Raw genomic sequence first — 24,411 nt, forward strand, 5'->3', positions numbered from 1 at the left:
GGAGGTTTAGTCATGATTAATTTTTCAATTCTCATTAATTACTTTGATATGTTTTTAGAAGGGTTTAAGATTACTCTTTTTGCTAGCTTTTTAGCATTGATCGGGAGCTTTGTGCTTGGCGCCATTATTGCGATTTTCCGAATTGCTCCGTTTAAGCCATTAAACATCGTTGGTGCGATTTATGTTGAATTTATTCGTAACATCCCGCTCTTGCTAATTGTCTTTGTGTTCTATATGGGCTTTCGTTTAGGAGGGTTCCATGCTGGTACGCTTGGGTTAATTGTTTACACGGCAGCCTTCATTGCAGAGGCGATACGTGCGGGAATTAAGTCGATTGCAAAAGGGCAAATGGAAGCAGCGCGTTCATCGGGTCTTAATTACCTACAGGCGATGTGGCATGTCATTTTACCACAGGCCGTAAAAATGGTGATTCCGCCGCTTGGCAACCAAACATTAAACCTTGTTAAAAACTCGTCGATCCTCGGTGTTGTAGGGGGATTGGATCTTATGTATTATGGCGATTTAATCAATAGCCAGACATTTGCAGCATTTAGCACATATATTTTTGTTGGTCTCTTTTACTTGGTGTTAACGATTCCGCTTAGCTTTGGCGTTCGTTACCTAGAAAAAAGAGTATCAAGAAGCTACTAGGAGGGGAATAAATGAATTTTGGTGAAGCATTAACAGCATCCAATCTTAGCTATTTATTCGAGGGCTTCCTTGTTACTCTTCAAGTAGCTGGACTAGCTATTGTCTTTAGCTTTATAACCGGAATTATACTAGCCGTGATTCGTTATGCAAAGATCCCGGTACTATCACAGCTTGTGGCGGTTTGGGTTGATACGATTCGTAACCTGCCATTGCTTTTAATCTTATTCTTTATTTACTTTGCTTTGCCTGAAGTAGGAATCGACATGAGTGTGATCACTGCGGCAGTAGTTGGTTTAACTGTGTTTGAAGGAGCGCTCATTTCAGAGATTGTCCGAAGTGGCTTAAACTCCATAGATAAGGGACAAATTGAAGCTGCTCGCTCGTCCGGGTTATCCTACACAAGAACCTTGTGGCATATCATTTTGCCGCAGGCGTTAAGACGGATGGTACCACCGACAGTTAGTCAGTTTATCGCTTTACTTAAGGATACTTCGCTTGCGGTTGTCATCACTCTTCCAGAGCTTATGCACCATGCGCGTATTCTTTATGGGGGGCAATCAAACATCGTCATTGAAGTCCTCTTCATCGTCGCGATGATGTACTTTATTGTGAATTACACCTTGTCTTTAATTGCTCGCAGATTCGAAGCGAAATACGTATAAAAAAAGGAGCCAAAGCCTTAGCTTTGAGCTCCTTTCATTTTCTCCTGGGTTTCCCAGAAGAGCACCTGGATAAATTTCTTCACGTTTGTTTTCACACGACTTTGTTCCGTTTCTTTCTCAAGCTCCTGCATGCGCAAACGCACATCCTGAAAATCAAAAAACAGCGGGGCATAATATTCAAACCTTGGGTTGGCGTAGTCAGTCAAACCGACTGAAGCCATATTTGATAACGCAATAGCGACAGTTCGACGGATTCGTTGCTCAATCGCTTTACTCTCACGGACCGGGTCCACATCAGGCTCACGTTCCTTAGCTAACAAGGAATATAACGTTTTTAATGGAGGGAAGGTAGGGAGCTCGAGTTCAATTAACAGTTCAATTGCCTGTAGCAAGTCCTGTGACCCACGCTCGCCCAGAAGCCCCATATCCATTAATAGATTCTGAGCGGTATCTCGGGCAGAGTGGCTTTTTGTTGATGGAAGCATCATAGGCTGTACTTGTTCTAGGTTCGCAAGAGATTGGCGGATTTGAAGAAGGGAGCGATCGACTGTGAACTGCATATTGATCCGATTTAAAACCGATTCAACCTCAATCATATTAATCGGTTTATGAATAAAGAATTCAACCCCCATCTTATAGGCTTCTCCAACCATATCCTTGTTATCAATCTGTGAGATCATCACAAACTTGCCGTTATACCCTCTGGCCTTAAGCTCAGAAATCATCCCAATCCCGTCTAGTTCTGGCATTAGTAGATCAATTAGAACCATATGTGGATTTGTGCTTAACACCAGTTCAATTCCCTCAGATCCACCAGAGGAGCTGCCCACGACCGTGCCAAGCATTGCATCCTCAATAATTTGTTCAATCATACGTCGGGTTGCTTTATGATCGTCAATAATACAATACGAAATCATGATGAGTCCTCCTGTTTTAATCGGTAAGTTGGGAGAGTTAGGACAAATTGTGCCCCGCCCGTTACAGGTGAGGTCACTTCGATGGCCCCGTCAAACGAGGCGGCAACGTGTTTGACATGCGATAGGCCAATTCCTGTAGAGGCTTCGCCATTCATATGATACTTCGTTGTGTAACCAGCCTCGAATACAAAGTCAACATCCTGTTCTTTAATGCCCTGTCCATCATCTGTTACGGTGAATAGTGTTTGATCACCTTTTTCCGAAACCTGAATAAAGATGGTGCCAGACTCAGAAATGGCTTCCACTGCATTAGAGGTAAGATTATTTAACACACTAAGTAAGGCTAAATGCTGATCCGTTTTATAATCCGTTAATAAGTCGGTTGTAAATTCAATCTCTTTATTTAACCACGTGCTATATGATTGATTTCCGATTACCACGTAGTGAATGACCTCAGACAAATCAAGCGTAGTAAAGATTTTATTATTATCATGCAGCTTCATTAACCCTGATGTCACCCTTTGTGCATCCTTTTTAATCTCATGGATATTTTCAGAAACAAAGAGAGCTTCACGGGCTGGGGCCGGCAGATTAAGATCTTGAAGCTTTTGATACAAGCGATAACTCTTACCGGTTATAGATTCAATATCATTCATCATTTTCTTCATATAGAAGCTTTCTCCATACAAGGTGGAGCTTACAGTTAATGTTTGCTCAAAGCGTTTTTGCTGCTCGGCATGAACCGCGCTCATCTGCTGCATTTTCAACCCGACGTACAGCCCCAGCACAAAGTACACTCGGATGGCTGCTACAACAACTAAGGTTAACCATTCAGTTGTAAGCAGAGGGTTTGTCTGTAGAAAAAAGAATCTAGCGTTTATCTCTGCAATATTTGATAAAACATCCACACCAATCACAAAAAGCCCGAATAACAAAAGCTTTTTATCAGGTAGCTTCTTTGGAAGAAAGAACATCCCAATCCCAAAAACAAGATAATAAAAGAAGGCTGAAAAATGAATGTTCCATGCATCAATGAACATGGATGGATCATTGATAAACAGGCTGCTAGTGAGTGTGCGGAAAATAACGACAACTAGTCCAGTTACGAAGCCAGTCCATATATAAGGTAAATAAGGAAATAATAAAAGAAGCAAAAAGAATGCACTACTTCCTAGCCCAAAGCGAAATTCAGTACCAAAAGGGGCAATACGCAGCTCGCCGCAGATAGCTGTTGCTGCAGCAACAAAAAAGATCGTTAACCAATGTACATTCTTAAACATACGTCACCTACTAAAAACAAAATGGGAAAAGAGCATTTATACAGTATATCAAAAGTATGAAGATTTAATCCGATTATTTATTTTGATCTAGTAAAGTGTTATTTGTTTCTTTTGTCATTATAACTTGATATTCTTATTATGGTAAGCGCTTACTTTTTATTGGGATGTTGAGGAGTGGACAACAATGCAAGAATTAATGAACCTACACCGTGAGTTTGAGGCGACCTACAATGGCCTTGCGCCAGAGCGAATTTTCTTTGCACCTGGTCGTGTCAACTTACTTGGTGAACATACAGACTACAATGGAGGATTTGTCTTTCCTGCTGCACTTGAGCTTGGTACATATATGGTGATTCGACTTCGGACAGATGAGAAATTCTATTTAACCAGCGTGAACGCGAAAGAAAGAGTTGAGTTTAGTGGAAAGGAACTCAATTATGACGAAGCACACGGATGGGGTAATTACATAAAAGGTGTTCTCGCGGCATTTAAGGAAGAGGGATTTCAGCTTCCTGGTGCAGAGATCTTAGTCAAAGGAACCATACCCAATGGAGCTGGGCTTTCATCGTCGGCTTCGCTCGAAATGGCTACAGCCTTCGCAGTTTCAGAAATAACGGGTGCTCATTGGCCTATTGTTGAACTCGCCAAGGTGTGTCAGGCTGTAGAGAATCATTTTATAGGAGTTAAAAGTGGGATCATGGATCAATTCGCTGTAGGAATGGGCAAAAAAGATCAAGCCATTTTTTTAAATACAGCTAGTTTGATGTATGACCATGTGCCATTGGAGCTTGGAACCTATCACATGGTGATTACGAACACAAACAAACAGCGAACACTCGCTGATTCCGCATATAACGAAAGGCGAAGTGAATGTGAAGGAGCCCTTCGTGTTCTTCAGGATGGGGGTGTGATGCTTGAAACCTTAAGCGATCTGACCACTGCTTCCTGGAACGAATGCAAAGATTTTATCGAGGACCATATGCTCAGTAAACGAGTAAATCATGTGGTAATGGAGAATCAACGAGTGGTCGATGCGATAGAAGTGTTACGTTCAGGAGATTTACATGCATTTGGAGAGCTTATGAACGCTTCACATCAATCGCTTGCCGCCGATTACGAAGTCACCGGATATGAACTCGATACGCTCGTGCGAATTCAACAGAATACACCTGGATGCATCGGATCCAGAATGACAGGTGCGGGCTTTGGAGGATGCACGGTAAGCCTTGTTCACCAGGATAACCTAACAGATTTCCGTGAGCTGGTAGAGAGGCAGTATCAGGACGAGATTGGCTATATTCCTGAATTCTATGTAAGTCGGGCTGGTCATGGGGTACGGGAATTATAAGGTGTTCGCTGCAGGTCATTCGGGTATAGTAAGAATGGAGGTGTGTTTCAATGAAGAAACGTTCTGAATTGGAGGACCCGAACAATCTTGCCGCGTACCAGGATGAGTTTTCAGAAGAGTCCTTTTGGATGAAAGTTAGAAAATACGCTAAGAAGATTGGCGCAGCGGGAATCTATACTGTCTTTTTGCTTTACTATACATTTAGGAAACCAGATCTTCCATTAAAGGCAAGGTCTACGATTCTGGGTGCACTTGGTTATTTTATTATGCCAATCGATTTTATTCCTGACATGACACCAATCATTGGATACACGGATGATATAGTGGCCTTAACGGGTGCACTTCTTTTGGTAGCTGCGTATATTGATGATTCAACCAAGGCTCAGGCACGTGCGCGGGTGCAGAAGCTGCTTGGGCAGGACATTCAAGACGACCTTCAGTTTGTTGACGACAAGGTTGATCAGAAATCTTCCGCTTCCTCTTAAGCCCAAAGATTTGCTACGATAAGGGGAGGAGGGTGTGAAATAAATGGAACGTGTTATTATTCTTATATTAGCTATTGTTGTTGTCACTCAATGGATTGTGATTAAAAATCTTCGCGCAAATCAAGCAGATCGCTCCACTCATGAACAATCGGAAGAGACGGAGCGGAGAATCTCGCAAGACGTACCGTTAAATAATCGATTACGCCAATTGCTACGCGAGGGGCAAAAGATTAAAGCCATTAAAGAACTGCGTACCGTTCATCCAATTTCTTTAGCAGAGGCGAAGAGATACGTTGATGAATTGGAACGGAATGGATAAAAAACTCGACATTCGTTTGAATGTCGAGTTTTTTTGTGAACAAGGGTCATGGTTGAAGCCATAAAAGCAGCATAGACATACCATGAATAAGGCTGGTTGGGAGGGAGAGTTGTGAAGGTTCTGTGGATTGCAAAGGATACTTCTACGTATCTTGATCGTAATTACTTTTATCTTGAACAGGAGCTTGCAAGGAAAGTGGAGCTTGTTACGTGGAGACAATCTGGTCATATTCGCCAAATACTTAAGAGCTTGGCATGGAAGCCTGATTTTATCTTAATCGTTCAAGATATTGGTCCTCGTTTTGAGCCGGTCATTCACGGGTTACATGAGGTAGGCATCCCTTCGGCGGTGTTTATAAACGATGTTCACAGGTTTAAAGAGGAAAGAAGATCATTTTTAAAAAAGCATCGTCACACGTTTTTGTTTAGTGTGACAAGGGATGCCTGCATGAAGACATACCCTGAATATGCCAATCGAACAGAGTGGTTTCCTCACTTTGTTGAACCATCCGTCTTTTATGATCGAAACTGTAAAAAGCAGCTGGGTATCCTTTTGCTTGGTCAAATGAACGAGGTGTATCCATTTAGACAACATGTAGAGAAGATCTTCCGCACACACCCTGAGTTTACAACGAGGCCACATCCAGGGTATGACCATTTTCCCCTTGAGACCTCTGCACCGGTTGGGCACTCCTACGCGCAATTAATCAATCAGTCGAAGCTTTTTATTACCTGTCCTTCGATTCATGTCTATCCAGTGAAAAAATATTATGAAGCGCTTGCGAGTAGCACTCTTTTAGTGGCACCTAGCTTTACGGAGCTCGAGGATCTTGGTTTTGTACCAGGAGTTCACTTTGCGGAAGCAACTGAGAGCACCGTCCGAGCGGTTGTTGAGTATTATGTAACTCATGAGAAAGAGCGACAAGTCATTGTGAAAAGCGGGTACGATTTTATTCACCGTACACACACAACGTCTATTCGTGCCAATCAGCTTATTCAAAAAATGAAAGAAATAAAAGAGATTATCACCTAACGAATTGGAGGGAGGAATCATATGCCGAAAGTATGTATTCTTGTTCATACGCACTCTTTTTTAGATACTCGTATATTTCAGAAGGAAGCAAAGTCACTTAAGAAAAACGGCTATGATGTGGTTATGATTGTACCTCGGATTAAGGGGAAGCTGTTCAAAGTGAACAAAGAACCCTTTGAATCAGAACTTTTAGAAAAACGCTTCACCTATGAAGGAATTGAGATTGTCACTTATGATTTTGAAACGTTCAAACCGACGGTGGAGCATATGCATGAGCAGATTAAAGACCCGGCCATGCTTTTCACGAACCCGCTTGTTGAGCTGGGATTAAAGGAAAAGGCAGATGTGTATCACGCGCATGAGGTTGGTTCATTATTTGCAGGTGTAGGTATTAAACGAAAGCTCGCACAAGCTGGGGTGTCGGTACCACTTATTTTTGATAGTCATGACCTGATTCCTGATCCGTTTGACATGAACCCGCGACTTGTAGCCATGGGCAAGCTTCTTGATGATCTGTTAAAAGAAATTGACCATCTCATTACCGTCTCACCTTCTATTAAAGCCTATTACATTACCAAGCAGCCTCTTCTTCCGATTGATATTCTATATAACTCTCCACCATTACATGCAGCCTACAAACCAAAAATCACGCATGACCAAAAGCTAACGGTTGGATATGAGGGTCACATTGCAGATAAGAAAAAAGGAAGCAGTGACAAGATCTTTGAAATGACAGAACATGCAGCGAAGGAAATCGATGAGTTTACCTTCAAAATCATTGGTGGGGTGCTGCATCATCAGACGCTCGACATCCCAGAAAATGTGAACGACTATATTCATCTAACAGGATGGGTTCCGTTCGAGCAAATTGCTTCTGAGATGACAGACATTGATATTGGGTGGATTGACTTTGAAGATCTGAACCACTCGTTGAACCGTTCGTATGCACTGCCGAATAAATTTTTTAGCTATTTAAACAATGGCATCCCAGTCATTGTCAACAAGCTGCACGACATGGAACAATTCATTCAAACACACCAATGCGGAATTGTTTTAAATAAGCAGCATGCAACGGGCGCTGATTATGCGGAGGCCGTTTTATATCTTCACAGCAATCGAAAAGTGCTTGAGCAAATGAGCGCAAATGCACGGGCAGTTATGGAAAAGCTATATAGCTGGGAGCAAATGGAGAAGCGTATGCTCCAGATCTACCAAACTCTTTTATCTAAGCAGTCTCCGAGTTTTTATCTTTAATTGAGGTGGGGATATAACTTAATAATGTAAAATAGAAGGTGGGACATAACATCAATGCGGATAGCAAAACACGAACATAGCAATACATCCGCTTCAGGAGAATCCCTCGCACCCACAAGAACGGCCTCAGCCCCTTTCGCGGAAAAAGCGCCGCTACAGTGTCTTCACCGCGTTCTGTTCCGTAGGAGTCTCGGGTTCTCCTTCCGCTCTTCTTACTAAATAATCCAAAAAACACGAATGGCGAATGATTCGATCGTAGAATCATTCGCCATTTTTAAATTGATTTTTAGTTTTGTCTCAGGCTCTTCTTTTGTTCGCTTAATTTAGCGAAGTTTCCACTGGAGCGGATTACGTGCTACTTAAATGCTTCTTAATCAGCTCGCACATCTGCTTGGCGGACTGTCCGTCCCCGAATAGTGATGGGTGAGAGGTAGGAATCGTTACATTCTTAACTGCTTCAATGATGTCTTTTTCCGCACTAGCATCAACAAGCTGATTCCAGCCTGTTCGCACAGTGTCTGTCCATTCTGTTTCATCCCGTAATGTTACACATGGGACTTTAAGCATATACGCTTCTTTTTGAATCCCACCTGAATCGGTCAAAATCGCTTTAGCCTGACTCATCAGAGAAAGCATATCAAAATAATGAAGGGGATCAATCAGGTGAATATTTTTTGCCTTAGCCAGTTTAAGCTCGGTCAGCATTTTTTTCGTTCTTGGGTGAAGAGGTAAGATCACAGGAAGGTCTACTTGGGCAAAAGCATTCATGATGGCAGTGAGCTTCTTAGGGGAATCCGTATTTTCTGCACGATGAATGGTAGCTGCATAATATTTCTTTGGAATGAGTCCGTGTTTTAGTAAAATAGTTGATTGCTTAATGGCTTCGTACCTGTGGTGAAGAACCGCATCATACATAATATCGCCTGTGTTGTAGACGCCTTTTTGAATGCCTTCTTTCGCAAGCTGATCAGCAGCAACTTGTGAAGGGCAAAAGAGTAATGAAGATAAATGATCGGTTAAAAGACGATTGATTTCCTCAGGCATCCTTCTGTTAAAGCTTCTGAGACCAGCTTCCACATGGATGATGGGGATGTGTAGCTTTGAAGCAGCCAGACTTGCAGCAAGTGTAGAGTTTGTATCGCCATAAACGAGCACTGCATCTGGTTTTTCTTTAAGGAGAATGGCTTCAATTTTAACAAGCATGGCTCCGGTTTGTTCTGCGTGTGTTCCTGAGCCAACACCAAGATGATAATGTGGCTTTTGCATTTGAAGCTGATCAAAAAAGATATCAGACATGTTGGCATCATAATGTTGTCCCGTATGAACAACTATTTCATTCATATCAGGATCATTCAAAAAGCAAATTGATAGCATACATGCCTTAACAAACTGGGGGCGTGCCCCAATGACAGTGAGTATGTTCATATTATCCTCCTATCGAACGCACCATTTTGCTCTACTTATCATTCGATAATAAATAATATGTATCTAGCTTGTTCATGCCACGACGTTTGCTCGGGGTCTTGGGTAGGAAGTTAGAGGAGGATGGTTGCAATTGAGGGGAAAGGTCTGCTTTCTAGTGTCGGAGCATCCGTTTTTGGACGCAAGAATCTTTTATAAAGAGGCGAAAAGTCTGGTGCGAAATGGGTTTTGTGTCACACTGATTGTACCGAGAAAGCAAGGATATTTGTTTGAGCCAAGTGGAAATCTGCTAGAGGATACATTTTTAGAATCGACTTTTCAATATGAGGGAGTTCGATTTGTCACTTATGAACAGAAGTTATCATCAAAACCAATTGCTCATCAGCTTCATTACCTTCAAACAGGTCAAGTGGATCCATTTCCGTCAAAGTTAAGAGAGCTCGGAGTACGTGAATGTGCTGACATCTATCATGCACACGAACAAAGCTCCTGTTATGAGGCGATTATGATTAAAAGACAGCTAAAAGATAAGGAGAAACACTGCCGGATCATTTATGACAGCCATGAGCTTGACCTCGACCCACGAGATCGCTCCATCAGTCGACTAAGACAGCAACAGCTTAAGCTGTTTTTAAGAGAAATGTATCAAACGGTTGATGCGGTGATTACAGTTTCGCCGAAGATTGAGTCAGAGATCCAACGCTTATGTTCAAATGTTCGTACACTTGTTTTATACAATGCACCGCTGCTTTCTACTTGGCAGGAGAGGGAGACTACAGACGCACCTCTAGTGTTAGGTTATGTCGGAGCTATGCATCACGAGAAGGGCAGTATGGATAAGCTTTATGAGATTCATCGGTTAACGAGTAAGTGGAATCTTCACATCAAGGTAATCGGGGGTCCGCCTGACCAAACAGACTCAGAACGAATGAGCTGGAGTGGCTGGGTACCGTTTGAAGAGCTTCCATCTATGCTCGATACAGTTGATGTCGGGTGGATTGATGTGGATGTGCACAACTCTCTCAATCGCGAGTATTCGCTACCTAACAAGCTGTTCAGCTATCTTGAACGCGGGATTCCACCAATCGTTAATCAATGCGTGCAGATGGAGCAGTTTCTAAAGGTTCATGAATGTGGGTTTGTTATAAATGAAAAAGAGGCAAGCGCCGCAGAGTATGCGGCTCTACTTCAAAAGCTAAATGAAGATCGTTCTACCCTCCAAAGAGTAGGGGGGAATGGCAGAAGAATCATGGAAGAACAGTATAGCTGGAATCATATGGAAAGATACTTAGTGTCGTTATACCATTCGCTCCTAGCCTAGTCGAGATTTTTTAAATGCGTTAAGAAACCATTCCACATGGCATGGTTTTTTTGCGTGATGCTATCTTGATGGTTCCGCACATTGTAGAAAGTCTGGTCCACATAATGGAAAGAACCTTCCTCAAGAAGCTTATACATAACGGCTACATCCTCGTAAAGTCGTCCATCCGCGTAGTTGAGTTCTGGAAAGCCACCAATCTTTTTTAATGAAGAGGTGCGATACAACCGCGGACCAAGTGGATGTCGATAGGCTAGTAACTCTGCCTTTGAATAAATAGGCCGTCCCTTGGCAATGCCCTTGTACTGTAACTCATGCTCAGAGCTATTCCATCTCCTGAAATTCCCGTACAGAAGAGGCGACTGCTCAGGCCAAGATAGAATGCTCTCCCTCATTTTTGTGAATGCATCAGGGTCAAGCCAATCATCAGGATCAAGCTCTAAGATAAACGGAGTGCGGATATAGGGCAATCCAGCATTTAAGGCACGGGCTTTCCCGCCATTTTGTTTTAAAAAATGAATGTGAAGAGTTGGATGCTCCCATGTTGCAAGATGTTCCTTGGAGGAATCGGTCGATGCATCATCAATAACAAGGATTTGCTCCGGAACAAACCTTCCCACCAAACATGAGGCGATGGCAGCATCAACTGTATTTACATGATTGTAATGAGCGATAAGCACGGTCACTGAACAGGTTAGCTGTTCATTTGGCTGTTCATATGTTCCCGCAAACTCTAGCTTTGCGCGCTCTGTGATGGGTAGTCTTCTTTGAGTTGGAGCCTTTAACGGCTGAAAAGTCATGTCCTTTGGTAACTGGTTCAGCCAATAGGCAAGAAATGCTTCTTTAAACGGAATATAACGAGTCCCAGGAAAAGGGGAGCGAGTCCATGCTTGGTTTTGGAGCCATACTTGTTCCTCGTTCCCGCTGACCATAACAGTCGTGTCTTCATGAATGAGAGTCTGGACACCCGAGAAAAGAACCAAAGCAGAATCGACCTTTTGTCTAGAGTGTATTAGTGTATTCAACTGTTTACCGAGTTCCTCCGGTTTCACTTCTAGAAGATGAACGTCATCAGGCAGAGAAGGTAACGTTTCTGAAGGAGAATGAATAAGCCAAATGGACTCTAGCTGAAGCGTACGTATAGAAGCGAGAGTTGTAAATACTGTGTGAAAGGGAGGGCGATAGAGTATGACGACAAGCAGATGATTCAATGAGGAAACCTCCTTTATTTAAGCAGGCGAGCATGGAATTTTGGAACCACAAGGACATTGAAACAAGCAAATTCTCTCGTTTTACATTTACTAAAGAAGATTGTGAAAGGAGGGAGAACATGTTTTTTATCCGTATGTGGTTCTTGCTTAAAACATTCTTCATCATCCTGCTTTGGCCATCGTCCATTGACAAAACGACCACTAGAAAAAGGTTACTAACCTTACTTGTTGGCGCGAACGTAGAAGTGCTTACAACGTTTGGCTATGTTTCTGGTCGCGTTGTAAGTGTGAAAAAGGATTATGTCGTTCTTATGGATTCATTGGATACAGAGATCTTTGTTCGTATCGCTAAAGTTGAATCAATCCGTACGTAAACGGTAGAGAGGAGGTTGACTCAGTGTATAAGCCGTATTTTTATCAAGAGCTTTCTAACAGGCTTGAATCTCGCGTGGAGATTGCGACAGATACGAATTTTATCGTTGGTTTTATCACGCGCGTAACACCTGAGCTTGTGGTGATTGATGTGACAGATGGCTATGACACAGGCTCAGATCAATATGTCTTTATAGATGCAATCAATTATGTACGATTTCCGTAAAAATATGTAATTTTTAAGGGATTCCCTTCTTGTACCCATGTGGTATAATCCCCTTTATGAGTAAGCGGGAAGAAGTGTCGTATACTATCTATGAATAGCGTCAAGGCCAGGATCCTGGGCGCTGTTTTTTATATTGTTCGCTTACATAGGAAAGGATAATGTTTGCATGAAACGCATCTTAGAAGTGATCAAACAGGATTGGAGAAACATTAAGGGAACTCCAATTGTTATGCTTTTACTTATCGGATTAATGATCTTACCCTCTTTATATGCATGGTTTAATTTAAAGGCAACATGGGATCCTTATGGGAACACATCAGAACTTGCCATTGCCGTTACAAACGAGGACGAAGGAGCCGAGGTCCGCGGTGAGCCCTTTAACGTGGGAGAAGAACTCGTGGATCAATTAGCCGACAATGATAAATTGGGATGGACGTTTGTCTCTAAAGAGGAAGCCGAACGAGGTGTGATTCACGGGGATTATTATGCAAGCATTCACATCCCGTCTGACTTCTCTGAGAAGATTAGTAGTGTTTTGACTGACTCGCCGGAAAAACCGGAGCTTGATTATAGTGTGAACGAGAAAATTAATGCGATTGCACCAAAAATGACGTCTGCTGGAGCTTCAACAATTGTTGAGGACATTAACGAGAATTTCGTTCAGACAGCGACAGAGGCCATTTTTGAAGAATTTAACGAGATTGGTGTACAACTTGAACAAGAGCTGCCGACGATTCGAAATATCGAGAATCAAATTTTTGAATTAGAAAATCGATTGCCTGAGATAAGCGAACTAGGTGATCAAGCTATACGCCTTGAAGAAGCTCTTCCGGAAATTCGCGAGCAGGGACAAAAAATCGTGGATCTAGAAAAGCGGATTCCTGAGATTAATGAAGCAGGAGACCAAATTCTAGAGCTTGAAGAGCGCTTCCCTGAAATTAGACAAGCTGGAGACCGTGTACTAGAGCTACAACAACGCATTCCAGAGATTCAGCAGGCAGCAAATGCTGTTCAAGAAGTGGATCGTCGCTTTGATGAAATTGCAACAGAACTAGATACTGCGCTTGAGCAAGTAGAGAAAGCGCAAGATGTGATCGGTCGGGCGCAGGCTGCTCTTCCGATCGTAGAAGATGTAGCCGATCAAGGATTAGATTATGTTAATCGATTCCAAAGCTTTTTAGATGAAAATGATGAGGCGTTTGCGGCGATTACACCAGCCATTGAACAAAATTTGCGACTGGTAGAGCAAACAACCTCAGCTGTGGCTCAGCTTACAGGTGCATTACGTGACGCGGAGCCATCAGAAGAAGCCATTCAAAATGCAGCAAACTTGAATGACCGACTAACTTCCGCAATCTCAATGCTTGATCAAACCATTAGCTTGTATCAAGAGCTTGAGGAATTCCTGCCTGGAAATCCGTTAGCAGATCAGATTGGTCAATTACAATCCTTAAGAACGGAGCTTGTTTCCACACAGGAATCAGTACAGAAGGTGCAGAATGCTCTTGAAAATGGTGAACAACCAGCTGAGGATGTACTAAACGAGTTAGACAAACGAGCAAACGCAGCAAACGAACGCAGTTCAGCCGCTCGTTCTCGTTTTGAATCAGGTGGTGCTGACACGATTAACTCAGCGCTCGGACAAATTCGTGAAACGGCGCAAACCGCTTCTGATAATTTAACAGAAGCAACGGAAATGCTGCCGAACGTAGAAGGAATCTTAGACGATGCTGCTGGTATTGCAGATTACGGGCAGGAAGAGCTTCTGCAAATTCGCGAGGCGATGCCTGAGATTGGTACGCGTGTACATGAAGTTGCAGAAGCGATCAACAAGGACTTGCCTAATGCAATTGATGTCATCAATAAAGCGAGTGACTTTGTTCAAAATGATCTTAGTCATGTAGAGGATCAAATACACCGTGCGGCAGATTTTGTTCGAAATGATTTGCCTGGGGCAGAGGATCAGATTCGTAAGCTATCAGATCTCGTACAAAACCGTTTGCCAGAAGCAGAAGAATCCGTTCACAAAATTGCCGATGTGGTCCGGAACCAACTCCCTGATATGGAGGACGCAGTAAAGGAAGCTGCCGATCGAATTCGCGATTTTGATGAAGACTATGACTTAGGAGAAATCATTGAGTTATTAAAGAACGACGTACAAGCAGAGAGTGAATTCTTTGCTGATCCAGTCATATTAAACGAAGACCGTAAATTTCCGATTCCGAACTACGGGTCAGCAAGCTCACCCTTCTACACATCCTTAGCGCTGTGGGTTGGGGCATTGTTGCTTGCGAATCTATTAAGAGCCGACGTAGAAGATCCGGAAAACAGATTTAATTTTGTCCATGTGTACTTTGGTCGTCTGGTTACATTCCTTGTTGTAGGTGTTGGACAAGGATTAATTGTGACACTTGGAAACATCTTTATCCTTGGCGCGTACGTAGATAATAAGATCCTCTATGTCTTATTCGGTATTCTTATAAGCCAAGTCTTCATGACCATGGTCTATACGCTAGTATCTGTTTTTGGGAATATCGGTAAAGCGATTGGAATCATCTTAATGGTGCTGCAGCTCTCAGGTGGGGGTGGCACATTCCCTATTCAAGTGGCGCCATCCTTCTTCCAGGCCATTCATCCGTTCCTTCCGTTTACGTATGCGGTTGGATTGTTACGAGAAGCTGTTGGAGGAGTTGTCCCATCTATTGTTTGGACAAATCTGGGCTTTTTGTTTTTATTCTGGATAGGTGCCATTGCGTTTGGACTTCTTTTGAAGAAGCCACTACACAAACGAATCCAAGCAACAGCAGAGAAATCCAAGGCAAGTGGAATGATTCAATAATAGGAGGGCGAAACAGGCGAGGTGAAACCTGTTTCGCCTTTTATCCATTCTCGTACTTTACCGATGAATTCGCTATACTAAGAAGAATGGGGGTTGATAAAGATGAAAGACATGCATATAACCGTTATCGCGCCTTACGAAGGACTTCAAAAAACAGTCAAACGCGTGATCCAAAAACAACAGCCTTTCACATATAATGTGTACCTTGCTGATCTGCAAGAAGCTATTCCAATTATCCAGAAGGTAGACGACAAAACAGATCTCTATATTAGTCGTGGAGGAACAGCTAATGTCATTAAGGCTCATACAGATAAGCAGGTCGTTGAAATTCCAATCTCAGGCTATGATATCTTACGAACCTTGTTATTAATTCAGGATGATAAGGAAGAAGCTGAGATCATTGCCTTTGAGAACATTTCAAGTGATTTTAACGAAATTTCTCAGTTGCTTGGAATCGAAGTTCCCATTACGTCCATTCATTCTGCGGCTGAAGCTGAACCGGCCGTCATCAAGGCGAAAGCGTCAGGACGTAGGGTTATTATTGGAGACACAGTTACAAACGATTTTGCACAGCGTTATGGCGTGGAAGGGATTTTAATCACATCGGGGGTTGAATCCGTTAAGCAAGCATTTGAACAGGCTGAGACCATTCGCCAAGTGCATCTTTTTCATGATGAAGAGAAGGAATTGTTTAAGACGTTAGCTACAGAAATGGATGAATCCTTTTTAGTGGTAAGAGGCAAGGAAATACGCTTTAAAAATAACGCATTAAAAAGGCTCGGACACCAAGTAGATGTGAGTCATTTAGTAAAACAGTTATTTGAACGGTTAGAGAATAAAATGCCTTCAGATGAACGGACTCATACGTTATATGCTGAGGAGAAACCTTATCAATTAAAAGTCCAACCATTAGGGAAAAAAGGTTACTTCATCATCTACATTCGGGAAATCGAACAAGTCATTCCGAGCTTCTGTAGTCCGTTTCAAACAGATGGACTTACCCTCCCGTTAGTTCTAGGAACAAAATCAGAATTGGTAGATCGATTTAACCAACTGGTTGAGAGTAACGATCCAATTCTTATTCTGGCAGAAGAAGGGTCTGGCGAACGCTGTGTGACAGAAGCCTTTTTAGCGAACCGGTGGGCGTTGGAGTGTGACTTGCGAAAACAGGTTGAAATGGGCGAGTTATTTCAGACGCAGATGCCACTATTTTTCTCACATCTTCATACATTGTCTGAGTCAAAGCAAAAAGAATGGATAGATGCTGCAACAAGGTATAAGGCGCCAGTTGTTTTCTTTTGTAATCATGATGTGAAGAAGGACTGGTTTGGAGACAGAATTTTGGAATTGCCGTCACTGACTGCGAGGCTTGAACAGGACCCTAGCTTTATCCGTACGTTTATTTCTCGGGCTAACAGCCGATTTGGCAAGCAAGTTATAGGACTTAAAAACAAAGCAGCTGAAATGCAAGAGCTATGTCAAAGGCACTCACTTGTATCATTTAGAGACCTTATTTTTCAGGAAGTTGAACAAGCACAAGCTTCGCATATTCATCTTGAGGTGAAACAACTAAATCATGAACAAGATGGCGTTATTTGTTTGGATCTAAGTAAAACGCTTGATGAAATGGAAAGTGAAATCATTCAACGAGTGTTAAAGGAGGAAGGATTTAATCAATCTAAAACAGCTAAACGACTTAATGTGAATCGTACAACCATCTGGAGAAAACTAAAATAGTGTTGCATTTAGCAACTTATTTTAGTTTTTTTATTGTTTTTTTTAATAATGGGTGTATATTTATGACTGTAAACGTTTGCTGAATTATTTTCTAGAAAAAAAGTATTGCAAAATAGAACAGAAAGTTGGTAAGCTGATGAGACTAAAACAATCAATCGAGAAAATCCCAGGTGGAATGATGGTTGTTCCTCTATTACTTGGAGCCCTTATTAATACGGTTATGCCTCAAGCGTTACGGATTGGAAACTTTACTGAAGCACTTTTTGTAAACGGTGCCTCAACACTAATTGCCTTATTTCTTCTCTGTGCAGGATCGCAAATTAACATAAAAAGTTTTGGTGTTTCTTTTGGAAAGGGATTCACGCTATTAATGGTTAAATGGATTTTTGGGGGAGCTGTTGGTGCAATTATTTTCCTTCTGGCAGGCGGTGCAGAAGGCCTATTCCTTGGACTTGCCCCAATTGCTGTTATTGCGGCCATGACAAATTCAAATGGTGGATTGTATGTTGCGCTTGCAGGACAGTACGGAAAAAGTGAAGACAAAGCAGCATACTCTGTGCTTGCGATGAATGATGGACCTTTGTTCACAATGTTAACGCTATCTGTTCTTGGAGCTGTTGGTCTTCAAGGCGGATTCTTTGAAATTACAGCCTTTATAGGTGTTCTTTTACCGATTCTTATCGGTTTCATCCTTGGGAATATTGATGGAGATATGAGAACCTTCCTTGGTAAGGGAGCAGATGTGCTGATCCCATTCTTTGCATTTGCCTTAGGTATGAACATCAGCTTCTCCTCTATCGTAGAAGGTGGCTTACCTGGTATTTTCCTTGGTGTATTGGTTGTTTTAATAACAGGGATTACAGGCTATTGGGCATTTAAAATCTTTAAATGGAACCCACTCATTGGTGCCGCAGAAGGATCAACAGCAGGTAATGCTGTTGCTACTCCAGCCGCCATTGCTACAGCAAGTACAGCTTTTGCGTACAACGTAGAACTTGCTACTGTACAAGTAGCAGCCAGTGTCGTAACAACGGCCATTTTACTTCCGATCTTTGTTGGCTTTTTAGCTAAACGATTAGAAAGGAAGCAAGGCCCTGTAACATCAGAGGAGTGAACATAATGAAAGTCGCAATTATAGCGGATGATATAACAGGAGCAAATGATAGCGGGGTTCAGCTTGCCAAAAGTGGGCTGAAAACGGCTGTCTGGCTTAATAATGTAGAACAACAAACGGTTGAATCGTTAGAAGCTGTAGTGATTGATACCGATAGTCGGGCGATGAGCGAGCATGAAGCCAGAGAATCCATAAAAGCATCCTTACACGTTTTAGAGCCGTATCAACCGCAGCTTTTATTCAAAAAGGTGGATTCGACCTTACGCGGAAATGTTGGAGCGGAGCTTGCTGAGCTAATCAAGCTAAACGAACCAGATTATGTGTTGTTAACTCCTAGTTTTCCGGAAAGTAGACGAACAGTTAGTGAGGGGCTTTTATACGTAGATGGGACGCCAATTGGTGAAACAGAATTTGCGTTAAACGAGGCTGACCCGGTCAAGGATTCACGAATTGCTGATCATATCGGAAGACAGTTTAAAGGAGAGCTTGTAGAGGTCCCAGAGGAATTATGGACTAAAAGCCAAAGCAAGATCGAGGCATGGCTTAAGCAGAATCACTCTGCAAAAGGATGTGTTTTCATCTGTGACGCAACAAGCTCTCACACTTTAAAGACGATCGCCCAGTTTGCACAAGGATCTACTGATCAAATTCTTCTCGCAGGCTCTGCAGGTCTTTCCTCTGCATTAACAATCGAAAGTAATGGAGGAAAACGCGAGGTTAAGCGAACAAAACCAACACAACCGATCCTATACCTTATTGGAAGTATGAGTGATATTAGCCGTAAACAGGTACAGCATCTACTGATTCAGGAACAAGCTGTTGGTATAAAAATGGACGCCTTAAAAGCGGTAGATGAGGATGAGTTTGTTAGAGCAACGGAATTCGAACGAGTAAACAAAGAGGCGCATGCAACTCTGAGAGATCAAAAAATTCCTGTTATCTATTCTGGGACAGAGCGACATGAAATTGATGTAGTGTATTCGTATGCGCAAGAGAAAAACATTCCACTCTCTGTCATCAGTAAGCGTATTGTTGCACTACTTGCAGCAGTTGGAGAAAACCTTGTTCAAACGTATTCGTTTCAAGCGATCATCATGACTGGTGGAGATACAGCGAAAGCACTATGTAAACGTATCGACATCAGTCAGCTCAATCTAATCGATGAGTTTGAAACTGGCATCCCGATCTCAATGTTTACGGGCTCGCTTGAGGGTACCTACGCGATTACAAAAGCCGGAGCATTTGGTACAGAGCATACATTTAGCAAGATTTATCAATTTTTTATGGAGGGTGCGATAAAATGAAGAATCCAATTATCGGTATTACTATGGGAGATGCAGCAGGAGTTGGACCCGAAATTATTTCTAAAGCCTTTGCTTCCGGCGAGCTTTTTCAAAGTGGTCGTCCACTAGTCATTGGAGATTACGAGCTGATGGAGCGTGCTGTTGCGATCACAAAAACTGAATTAAATGTCGTTCCTGTAAAGGATCCAACAGAATGTGTCTTTGAACCGGGAACGATTGAAGTATTAGATCTCAAGCTTTTACCAAAGGATCTTCCATTTGGTCAAGTGAGTGAAGAAGCAGGAAATGCAGCCTTTCGTTATGTGGAAAAGGCAGTTGAGTTAGCAAAGGAATCAAAAATTCATGCGATTTGTACAGCACCACTTAACAAAGAAGCGATGCAAAAAGCAGGACATATGTATCCGGGTCATACAGAAATTTTAGCTGAGCTAACAGGTACAAAGGATTTCTCAATGATGCTTTCTGCACCTACATTAAAAGTAATTCACTTAACCACGCATGTAGGATTACGAAAAGCGATTGATATGATCAATCCAGAACGTACGCATAAGGTCATCACACTTGCTGATGAAACTTTAAAAAATGCAGGTGTTCAAACCCCACGCATTGCTGTATGTGGAATCAATCCTCATGCGGGTGAAAACGGATTGTTTGGCGAAGGGGAAGAGGAAGAGAAGCTGATCCCTGCCATCAAACAAGCGCAAAAGGAAGGGATTAATGTAGAAGGCCCTTATCCTGCTGATACGTTGTTTTTCCGTGCGGCACGTGGAGATTTTGACATGGTGGTAGCGTGCTATCACGATCAGGGTCACGTTCCAATCAAGGTGATGGGGCTTGAAGCTGGAGTGAACATCACAGTTGGTCTAAAAGGTGGAATCATTCGTACATCAGTAGACCACGGAACCGCATTTGATATTGCAGGTAAAAATATTGCAGACGAGCGCAGCTTAATCGCAGCCTATAAGGATGCAGTAGAACTAGCTCCAACCTCAAAATAAACAGGAAAGCAGTAAGCATTGAGAGATGCTTGCTGCTTTTTTATATGAATCCAACTAGCCCTGTCCATAATGATTAGGTTTACAAAGATAAAATCTGATAAACTGGATAGATTAGTTTTAGAGGAGACGATCATGAACTCGTATCTAGAAATGTTTATCCATTTACTTGAACGCGCAGCATTACTGTTAATTTGTTTGTATTTCCTGACGAAAATCCCTGGCTTCCGGGAATTATTGCAGAAAGATAAGTTATCAACCCCGCGTGAATTAACCGTTGTTACGTTTGTATTTTGTGCGTTCGCCTTGTTTGGAACGTATTCTGGAATTGAAGTAGAAGGGTCCCTTGTTAATGTGCGGACGATTGCGATTGTTGCAGGGGGGATTTTGTTTGGACCCTGGGTGGGTATTATTACGGGTGTTGTTTCGGGCGTACACCGGTATGTAATTGATATCGGTGGGGTCACGGCTATTCCGTGTTTAATCACAAGTATCACTGCAGGGATCATGGCTGGGATTGTTCATTTAAAAGTGAAGAAAAAGAACTGGTGGCTCGTTGGTATTGCGGTAGGCATGTTCTGTGAAATGCTAACGATGGGCTTAATCCTGCTGTTGGCCGAACCATTTGAACTTGGAGTGGAAATTGTGTCCATCATTGCTATTCCTATGATTTTGGGAGAAGTAAGCATTGGATTAATTATTCTGCTTGTATTAAATATTGAAGGAGAGAAGGACCGTGTGGCTGCGGAGCAATCCAAGATGGCGCTTGAGATTGCAAACAAAACGCTACCTTATTTCCGGTCGATTAATCAGGACTCACTCCACACAATCTGTCGGATCATTAAAGATGATATAGAAGCAGATGCTGTTGCTATTACCGATACTCATCATGTGCTTGCTTATGTTGGTTACGGGGAAGAACGGTACACTGCTGGAAGTAAAATAAACAGTGAGCTGACCAAACAATCGATCCGAAGTGGTGAAATTACGATTCGGAATCAGGTTGCCGATCATCATACACCTCAAATTCAATGTCTACTCATCATTCCATTTAAAGAGCATAATGAGGTCACTGGATCCCTTAAGATTTATTATCAAAAAGCGAACAAAATTACGGATTCCTTGCAGACCATGGCAATCGGTCTCGCGCAAATTATCTCTACCTTAATGGAAATCTCACGTATTGAACAAATCCGTGCTGGAGCAGAACAAGCGGAATTGAAGGCTCTTCAAGCGACGATAAATCCGCATTTTCTTTTTAATGCACTGAATGCAATTGCTTCAACAACACGTACAGATCCAAGTCATGCTAGGGAGTTAATTATTAATCTGTCGGGATACTTACGTTATAATCTTGAACTGACCGATGAAATGATTGATGTTTCTCAGGCGCTTGAGCAGGTACAGGATTATGTGGAAATTGAAAAAGCGCGGTTTGGAAGTAGGCTGAAGGTACACTATGATATTGATCCAGTCGATGTACGAATTCCCAGTCTGTTAATTCAACCGTTAGTTGAAAATGCGATTAATCATGGAGTACAAAAAGGGAAACAACAAGGAGAAGTGACCATTCGTGTAAAGGATTTAGGAGATACCGTACGGATCACTGTGATGGATACAGGGGTTGGAATTAGCCAAGAAATCATTGACCAGCTTTATACAGACAAGGTTTCAGCTAAATCAATTGGACTTTCAAATGTACATCAGCGAGTGAAGCTGATCTACGGCGAAGGCTTGGTGGTTAGCAGACAAAATCCTGGTACGTTGATCTATTTTGATGTAGTAAAAAGGACGGAGACTAAATGAAAGCAATCATCGTAGAAGACGAAATACCTGCTCAAAAAGAGCTGCAATATTTAATTGAAACACATAGTCAAATTGATGTGTTAGCTTGCTTTGAAGATGGACTTGAGGTGCTGAAGTATTTGCAGGACCATGAACCCGACGCCATCTTTTTGGACATTAATATCCCATCTCTGGACGGCATGATGCTTGCTGGTCACATTAGTAAATTTGAAACGAAACCTGCGATCATTTTCACGACGGCCTATAAGGAGTATGCGGTTAAAGCGTTTGAACTTGAGGCGTTTGATTACATCTTAAAACCTTATAGTGAAAAGCGTGTAGCGGCGATGCTGTCAAAGCTGGAAGCTCATTTTCTAAAGGGAAATGACCAGGCTGTAAAACAAATCCCAACAAACGTGATTCAGCGAATAAATGGCTGGAAAGACGATAAAATTTATGTGATTCCCGTAGAGGACATCTATTATGCGGAAGCGAGTGAAAAACAAACACTCATTTATACGAAGGATGATGTGTATTCAATCCCATCGACGATCTCTGTTTTTCAAGCAGAGATGCCAGAGGACTTATTTTATCGCTGTCACCGCTCATACTCGGTGAATATTACAAAAATCCATGAAATTGTGCCATGGTTTCATAATACCTATCTTCTAAAATTCCATCAGTTTAAGGCAGAGATTCCTGTAAGCCGTGGGAAAGCAAAAGAATTCAAACAGCTGATGCGACTATAGAAACCATTCATGCTTATTTCTATGCAGTTCATTCTAACCTGCGTACGCCCTCATCATCCGGTGCTAGACTTTAGCTAAAGAGACATGTTACTACCGGATGAAAAGAGGGAACCTACAATGAATACAACAAAGACTAACCGACTATGGATCATTTTTGGAACCGTTCTCGTACAAATGGGACTCGGAACGATTTATACATGGAGTTTATTTAATCAACCCTTAGCCGAATTGAACGGCTGGAACTTAAATGCAGTCACTGTTACGTTTTCAATTACAAGCTTTGCATTAGCCTTTGCCACATTATTCTCTAGTAAAATTCAAGAGAAAATGGGGATACGCAAGCTTTTAATGTTCTCAGGGATAACGCTTGGTTTAGGACTAATCTTAAGCTCCTTTGTCTCATCACTATGGATGCTTTACATTCTTGCAGGAGTCGTTGTTGGTTTTGCAAACGGTACTGCTTATATCTCGTCATTGTCTAACTTAATTAAGTGGTTTCCTGAACGCAAAGGACTTATATCAGGTATTTCAGTAGGAGCCTTTGGAACAGGAAGCTTCCTATTCCGATATATAAATGGAGCATTTTTGACTTCTTTTGGAGTGACGCAAACCTTTTTACTTTGGGGGTTATGCGCGCTTGCCTTAATCGTAGGTGGAGCTATTTTCGTCAAAGAAGCTAAAGTAGTAGCGGCTGTTACGAACGACAAACAATTAAAAGACTTTACCGTAAAAGAAATGTTAAAAACAAAACAGTCCTACATGCTTTTTATCATCTTCTTCACTGCGTGTATGAGTGGATTGTACTTAATTGGTGTTGTAAAGGATGCAGGCGAAAGTCTTGCTGGTCTTAGTCCAGAAACAGCGGCTAATGCTGTTGCATTAGTTGCCATCTTTAACACCACAGGACGTGTCGTACTTGGGGCCCTTTCAGATAAAATGGAACGTATGCACATCATTGCAGGGACACTACTAATCACAGCACTAGCCGTTGCTGTTCTAAGCTTCGCCGAGTTAAACTTTGGACTATTCTTTGTTTGTGTGGCAGTCATTGCCTTTAGCTTTGGTGGCAACATTACCATCTTCCCAGCCATTGTCTCCGATTACTTCGGTCTTAAAAATCAAAGTCGTAATTACGGTGTGATTTATCAAGGCTTTGGAATTGGTGCTCTTGCAGGATCAATGATTTTTACAGTAATGGGCGGGTTTGTCCCAACCTTTATGATCATCGCAGCTCTATGCTTAGTATCCTTTATTCTAGCCATCATGATTCGTAATCCACGATTACAAGAAGCGAGGGTTAAGGAGAAAGAAGAACATTATGCTGGACAAGTTGTGGCTGATAATTAACGAATGATAGAACGAGAGCATTCCGCTTTGTGGAGTGCTCTTGT

The 24,411-nt window shown here is 42.2% G+C and carries 22 protein-coding genes; 18 read left to right on the forward strand and 4 right to left on the reverse strand.

Going from position 1 to position 24,411, the window contains the following annotated elements:
• The first annotated feature begins 12 nt into the window (after positions 1-12).
• Positions 13-651, forward strand: a complete 639-nt coding sequence (locus JNO66_RS09920) for an amino acid ABC transporter permease (protein WP_203088081.1) — start codon at positions 13-15, stop codon at positions 649-651.
• A gap of 11 nt (positions 652-662) precedes the next feature.
• Positions 663-1,313: an amino acid ABC transporter permease gene (locus tag JNO66_RS09925; RefSeq protein ID WP_203088082.1), complete on the forward strand. Its 651-nt coding sequence runs from the start codon at positions 663-665 to the stop codon at positions 1,311-1,313.
• A gap of 17 nt (positions 1,314-1,330) precedes the next feature.
• Here the strand turns inward: JNO66_RS09925 and JNO66_RS09930 are convergent, their stop codons facing one another.
• Positions 1,331-2,230 carry a response regulator gene (locus JNO66_RS09930; RefSeq protein WP_210340829.1) on the reverse strand — a complete coding sequence of 300 codons (900 nt, stop codon included), beginning with the start codon at positions 2,228-2,230 and terminating at the stop codon, positions 1,331-1,333.
• Positions 2,227-3,510: a sensor histidine kinase gene (locus tag JNO66_RS09935; RefSeq protein ID WP_203088083.1), complete on the reverse strand. Its 1,284-nt coding sequence runs from the start codon at positions 3,508-3,510 to the stop codon at positions 2,227-2,229. The genes JNO66_RS09930 and JNO66_RS09935 overlap by 4 nt, the downstream gene beginning before the upstream one ends.
• A 184-nt stretch (positions 3,511-3,694) precedes the next feature.
• On the opposite strand from JNO66_RS09935, the gene JNO66_RS09940 reads away from it, so the two are divergent.
• The 5 genes from JNO66_RS09940 to JNO66_RS09960 all read left to right on the forward strand — a co-directional run bounded on the left by JNO66_RS09940 (position 3,695) and on the right by JNO66_RS09960 (position 7,948).
• Positions 3,695-4,858, forward strand: coding sequence for a galactokinase (locus JNO66_RS09940; RefSeq protein ID WP_203088084.1), 1,164 nt, complete (start codon positions 3,695-3,697; stop codon positions 4,856-4,858).
• Between the two features lie 50 nt (positions 4,859-4,908).
• A complete protein-coding gene (locus tag JNO66_RS09945; protein WP_203088085.1) occupies positions 4,909-5,343 on the forward strand; it encodes a YkvA family protein in 435 nt (144 codons plus the stop codon).
• 43 nt (positions 5,344-5,386) lie between these two features.
• On the forward strand, positions 5,387-5,662 hold the full coding sequence (locus tag JNO66_RS09950) for a hypothetical protein (protein ID WP_203088086.1): 276 nt from the start codon (positions 5,387-5,389) through the stop codon (positions 5,660-5,662).
• A gap of 111 nt (positions 5,663-5,773) precedes the next feature.
• A complete protein-coding gene (locus tag JNO66_RS09955) occupies positions 5,774-6,694 on the forward strand; it encodes a glycosyltransferase family protein (RefSeq protein ID WP_203088087.1) in 921 nt (306 codons plus the stop codon).
• 21 nt (positions 6,695-6,715) lie between these two features.
• Positions 6,716-7,948, forward strand: coding sequence for a glycosyltransferase (locus JNO66_RS09960; RefSeq protein ID WP_203088088.1), 1,233 nt, complete (start codon positions 6,716-6,718; stop codon positions 7,946-7,948).
• Between the two features lie 348 nt (positions 7,949-8,296).
• Here JNO66_RS09960 and wecB read toward each other — a convergent pair whose 3' ends face one another.
• On the reverse strand, positions 8,297-9,373 hold the full coding sequence (gene wecB, locus JNO66_RS09965; protein ID WP_203088089.1) for a non-hydrolyzing UDP-N-acetylglucosamine 2-epimerase: 1,077 nt from the start codon (positions 9,371-9,373) through the stop codon (positions 8,297-8,299).
• 172 nt (positions 9,374-9,545) lie between these two features.
• Between wecB and JNO66_RS09970 the strand changes: the two genes are divergently transcribed.
• Positions 9,546-10,691 (forward strand): glycosyltransferase, encoded by a 1,146-nt coding sequence (locus tag JNO66_RS09970; RefSeq protein WP_203088090.1) that lies wholly within the window; start codon positions 9,546-9,548, stop codon positions 10,689-10,691.
• On the opposite strand, the gene JNO66_RS09975 is transcribed toward JNO66_RS09970, so the two are convergent.
• Positions 10,688-11,899: a glycosyltransferase family 2 protein gene (locus JNO66_RS09975; RefSeq protein WP_203088091.1), complete on the reverse strand. Its 1,212-nt coding sequence runs from the start codon at positions 11,897-11,899 to the stop codon at positions 10,688-10,690. The two genes, JNO66_RS09970 and JNO66_RS09975, sit on opposite strands and share 4 nt — an antisense overlap.
• Before the next feature lie 119 nt (positions 11,900-12,018).
• Here JNO66_RS09975 and JNO66_RS09980 point away from each other — a divergent pair, with 119 nt between their 5' ends.
• The 10 genes from JNO66_RS09980 to JNO66_RS10025 all read left to right on the forward strand — a co-directional run bounded on the left by JNO66_RS09980 (position 12,019) and on the right by JNO66_RS10025 (position 24,367).
• Positions 12,019-12,273, forward strand: coding sequence for a DUF2642 domain-containing protein (locus JNO66_RS09980; protein WP_203088092.1), 255 nt, complete (start codon positions 12,019-12,021; stop codon positions 12,271-12,273).
• A gap of 23 nt (positions 12,274-12,296) precedes the next feature.
• Positions 12,297-12,497 (forward strand): DUF2642 domain-containing protein, encoded by a 201-nt coding sequence (locus tag JNO66_RS09985; RefSeq protein ID WP_203088093.1) that lies wholly within the window; start codon positions 12,297-12,299, stop codon positions 12,495-12,497.
• A gap of 166 nt (positions 12,498-12,663) precedes the next feature.
• Complete coding sequence (locus JNO66_RS09990; RefSeq protein WP_203088094.1) at positions 12,664-15,336, forward strand: YhgE/Pip domain-containing protein; 2,673 nt, start codon at positions 12,664-12,666, stop codon at positions 15,334-15,336.
• Positions 15,337-15,438: 102 nt separating this feature from the next.
• On the forward strand, positions 15,439-17,073 hold the full coding sequence (locus JNO66_RS09995; protein ID WP_203088095.1) for a sigma-54-dependent Fis family transcriptional regulator: 1,635 nt from the start codon (positions 15,439-15,441) through the stop codon (positions 17,071-17,073).
• A 136-nt stretch (positions 17,074-17,209) separates the two neighbouring features.
• Positions 17,210-18,187, forward strand: coding sequence for a 2-keto-3-deoxygluconate permease (locus JNO66_RS10000; protein WP_203088096.1), 978 nt, complete (start codon positions 17,210-17,212; stop codon positions 18,185-18,187).
• Between the two features lie 5 nt (positions 18,188-18,192).
• Positions 18,193-19,491: a four-carbon acid sugar kinase family protein gene (locus tag JNO66_RS10005; protein ID WP_203088097.1), complete on the forward strand. Its 1,299-nt coding sequence runs from the start codon at positions 18,193-18,195 to the stop codon at positions 19,489-19,491.
• The gene (pdxA, locus tag JNO66_RS10010; RefSeq protein ID WP_203088098.1) at positions 19,488-20,489 is read left to right on the forward strand and encodes a 4-hydroxythreonine-4-phosphate dehydrogenase PdxA; all 1,002 of its coding nucleotides are present in this window, start codon (positions 19,488-19,490) and stop codon (positions 20,487-20,489) included. Before JNO66_RS10005 ends, pdxA begins: the two co-directional genes overlap by 4 nt.
• A 132-nt stretch (positions 20,490-20,621) precedes the next feature.
• Positions 20,622-22,292 carry a sensor histidine kinase gene (locus JNO66_RS10015; RefSeq protein ID WP_203088099.1) on the forward strand — a complete coding sequence of 557 codons (1,671 nt, stop codon included), beginning with the start codon at positions 20,622-20,624 and terminating at the stop codon, positions 22,290-22,292.
• Positions 22,289-23,020: a LytR/AlgR family response regulator transcription factor gene (locus JNO66_RS10020; protein WP_203088100.1), complete on the forward strand. Its 732-nt coding sequence runs from the start codon at positions 22,289-22,291 to the stop codon at positions 23,018-23,020. The genes JNO66_RS10015 and JNO66_RS10020 overlap by 4 nt, the downstream gene beginning before the upstream one ends.
• 117 nt (positions 23,021-23,137) lie before the next feature.
• The gene (locus JNO66_RS10025) at positions 23,138-24,367 is read left to right on the forward strand and encodes an L-lactate MFS transporter (RefSeq protein WP_203088101.1); all 1,230 of its coding nucleotides are present in this window, start codon (positions 23,138-23,140) and stop codon (positions 24,365-24,367) included.
• Positions 24,368-24,411 lie beyond the last annotated feature (44 nt).

Origin of the sequence: Alkalicoccobacillus gibsonii, from assembly GCF_016798245.1 — a bacterium.
In the GTDB taxonomy this organism is placed as follows: Bacteria; Bacillota; Bacilli; order Bacillales; family Bacillaceae_D; genus Alkalicoccobacillus; species Alkalicoccobacillus gibsonii.

Coding starts and splice junctions, on each gene's coding strand:
- JNO66_RS09920 (WP_203088081.1), top strand. CDS start 13: ATGATTAATTTTTCAATTCTCATTAATTACTTTGATATGTTTTTAGAA.
- JNO66_RS09925 (WP_203088082.1), top strand. CDS start 663: ATGAATTTTGGTGAAGCATTAACAGCATCCAATCTTAGCTATTTATTC.
- JNO66_RS09930 (WP_210340829.1), bottom strand. CDS start 2,230: ATGATTTCGTATTGTATTATTGACGATCATAAAGCAACCCGACGTATG.
- JNO66_RS09935 (WP_203088083.1), bottom strand. CDS start 3,510: ATGTTTAAGAATGTACATTGGTTAACGATCTTTTTTGTTGCTGCAGCA.
- JNO66_RS09940 (WP_203088084.1), top strand. CDS start 3,695: ATGCAAGAATTAATGAACCTACACCGTGAGTTTGAGGCGACCTACAAT.
- JNO66_RS09945 (WP_203088085.1), top strand. CDS start 4,909: ATGAAGAAACGTTCTGAATTGGAGGACCCGAACAATCTTGCCGCGTAC.
- JNO66_RS09950 (WP_203088086.1), top strand. CDS start 5,387: ATGGAACGTGTTATTATTCTTATATTAGCTATTGTTGTTGTCACTCAA.
- JNO66_RS09960 (WP_203088088.1), top strand. CDS start 6,716: ATGCCGAAAGTATGTATTCTTGTTCATACGCACTCTTTTTTAGATACT.
- wecB (WP_203088089.1), bottom strand. CDS start 9,373: ATGAACATACTCACTGTCATTGGGGCACGCCCCCAGTTTGTTAAGGCA.
- JNO66_RS09980 (WP_203088092.1), top strand. CDS start 12,019: ATGTTTTTTATCCGTATGTGGTTCTTGCTTAAAACATTCTTCATCATC.
- JNO66_RS09990 (WP_203088094.1), top strand. CDS start 12,664: ATGAAACGCATCTTAGAAGTGATCAAACAGGATTGGAGAAACATTAAG.
- JNO66_RS09995 (WP_203088095.1), top strand. CDS start 15,439: ATGAAAGACATGCATATAACCGTTATCGCGCCTTACGAAGGACTTCAA.
- JNO66_RS10000 (WP_203088096.1), top strand. CDS start 17,210: ATGAGACTAAAACAATCAATCGAGAAAATCCCAGGTGGAATGATGGTT.
- JNO66_RS10005 (WP_203088097.1), top strand. CDS start 18,193: ATGAAAGTCGCAATTATAGCGGATGATATAACAGGAGCAAATGATAGC.
- pdxA (WP_203088098.1), top strand. CDS start 19,488: ATGAAGAATCCAATTATCGGTATTACTATGGGAGATGCAGCAGGAGTT.
- JNO66_RS10015 (WP_203088099.1), top strand. CDS start 20,622: ATGAACTCGTATCTAGAAATGTTTATCCATTTACTTGAACGCGCAGCA.
- JNO66_RS10020 (WP_203088100.1), top strand. CDS start 22,289: ATGAAAGCAATCATCGTAGAAGACGAAATACCTGCTCAAAAAGAGCTG.
- JNO66_RS10025 (WP_203088101.1), top strand. CDS start 23,138: ATGAATACAACAAAGACTAACCGACTATGGATCATTTTTGGAACCGTT.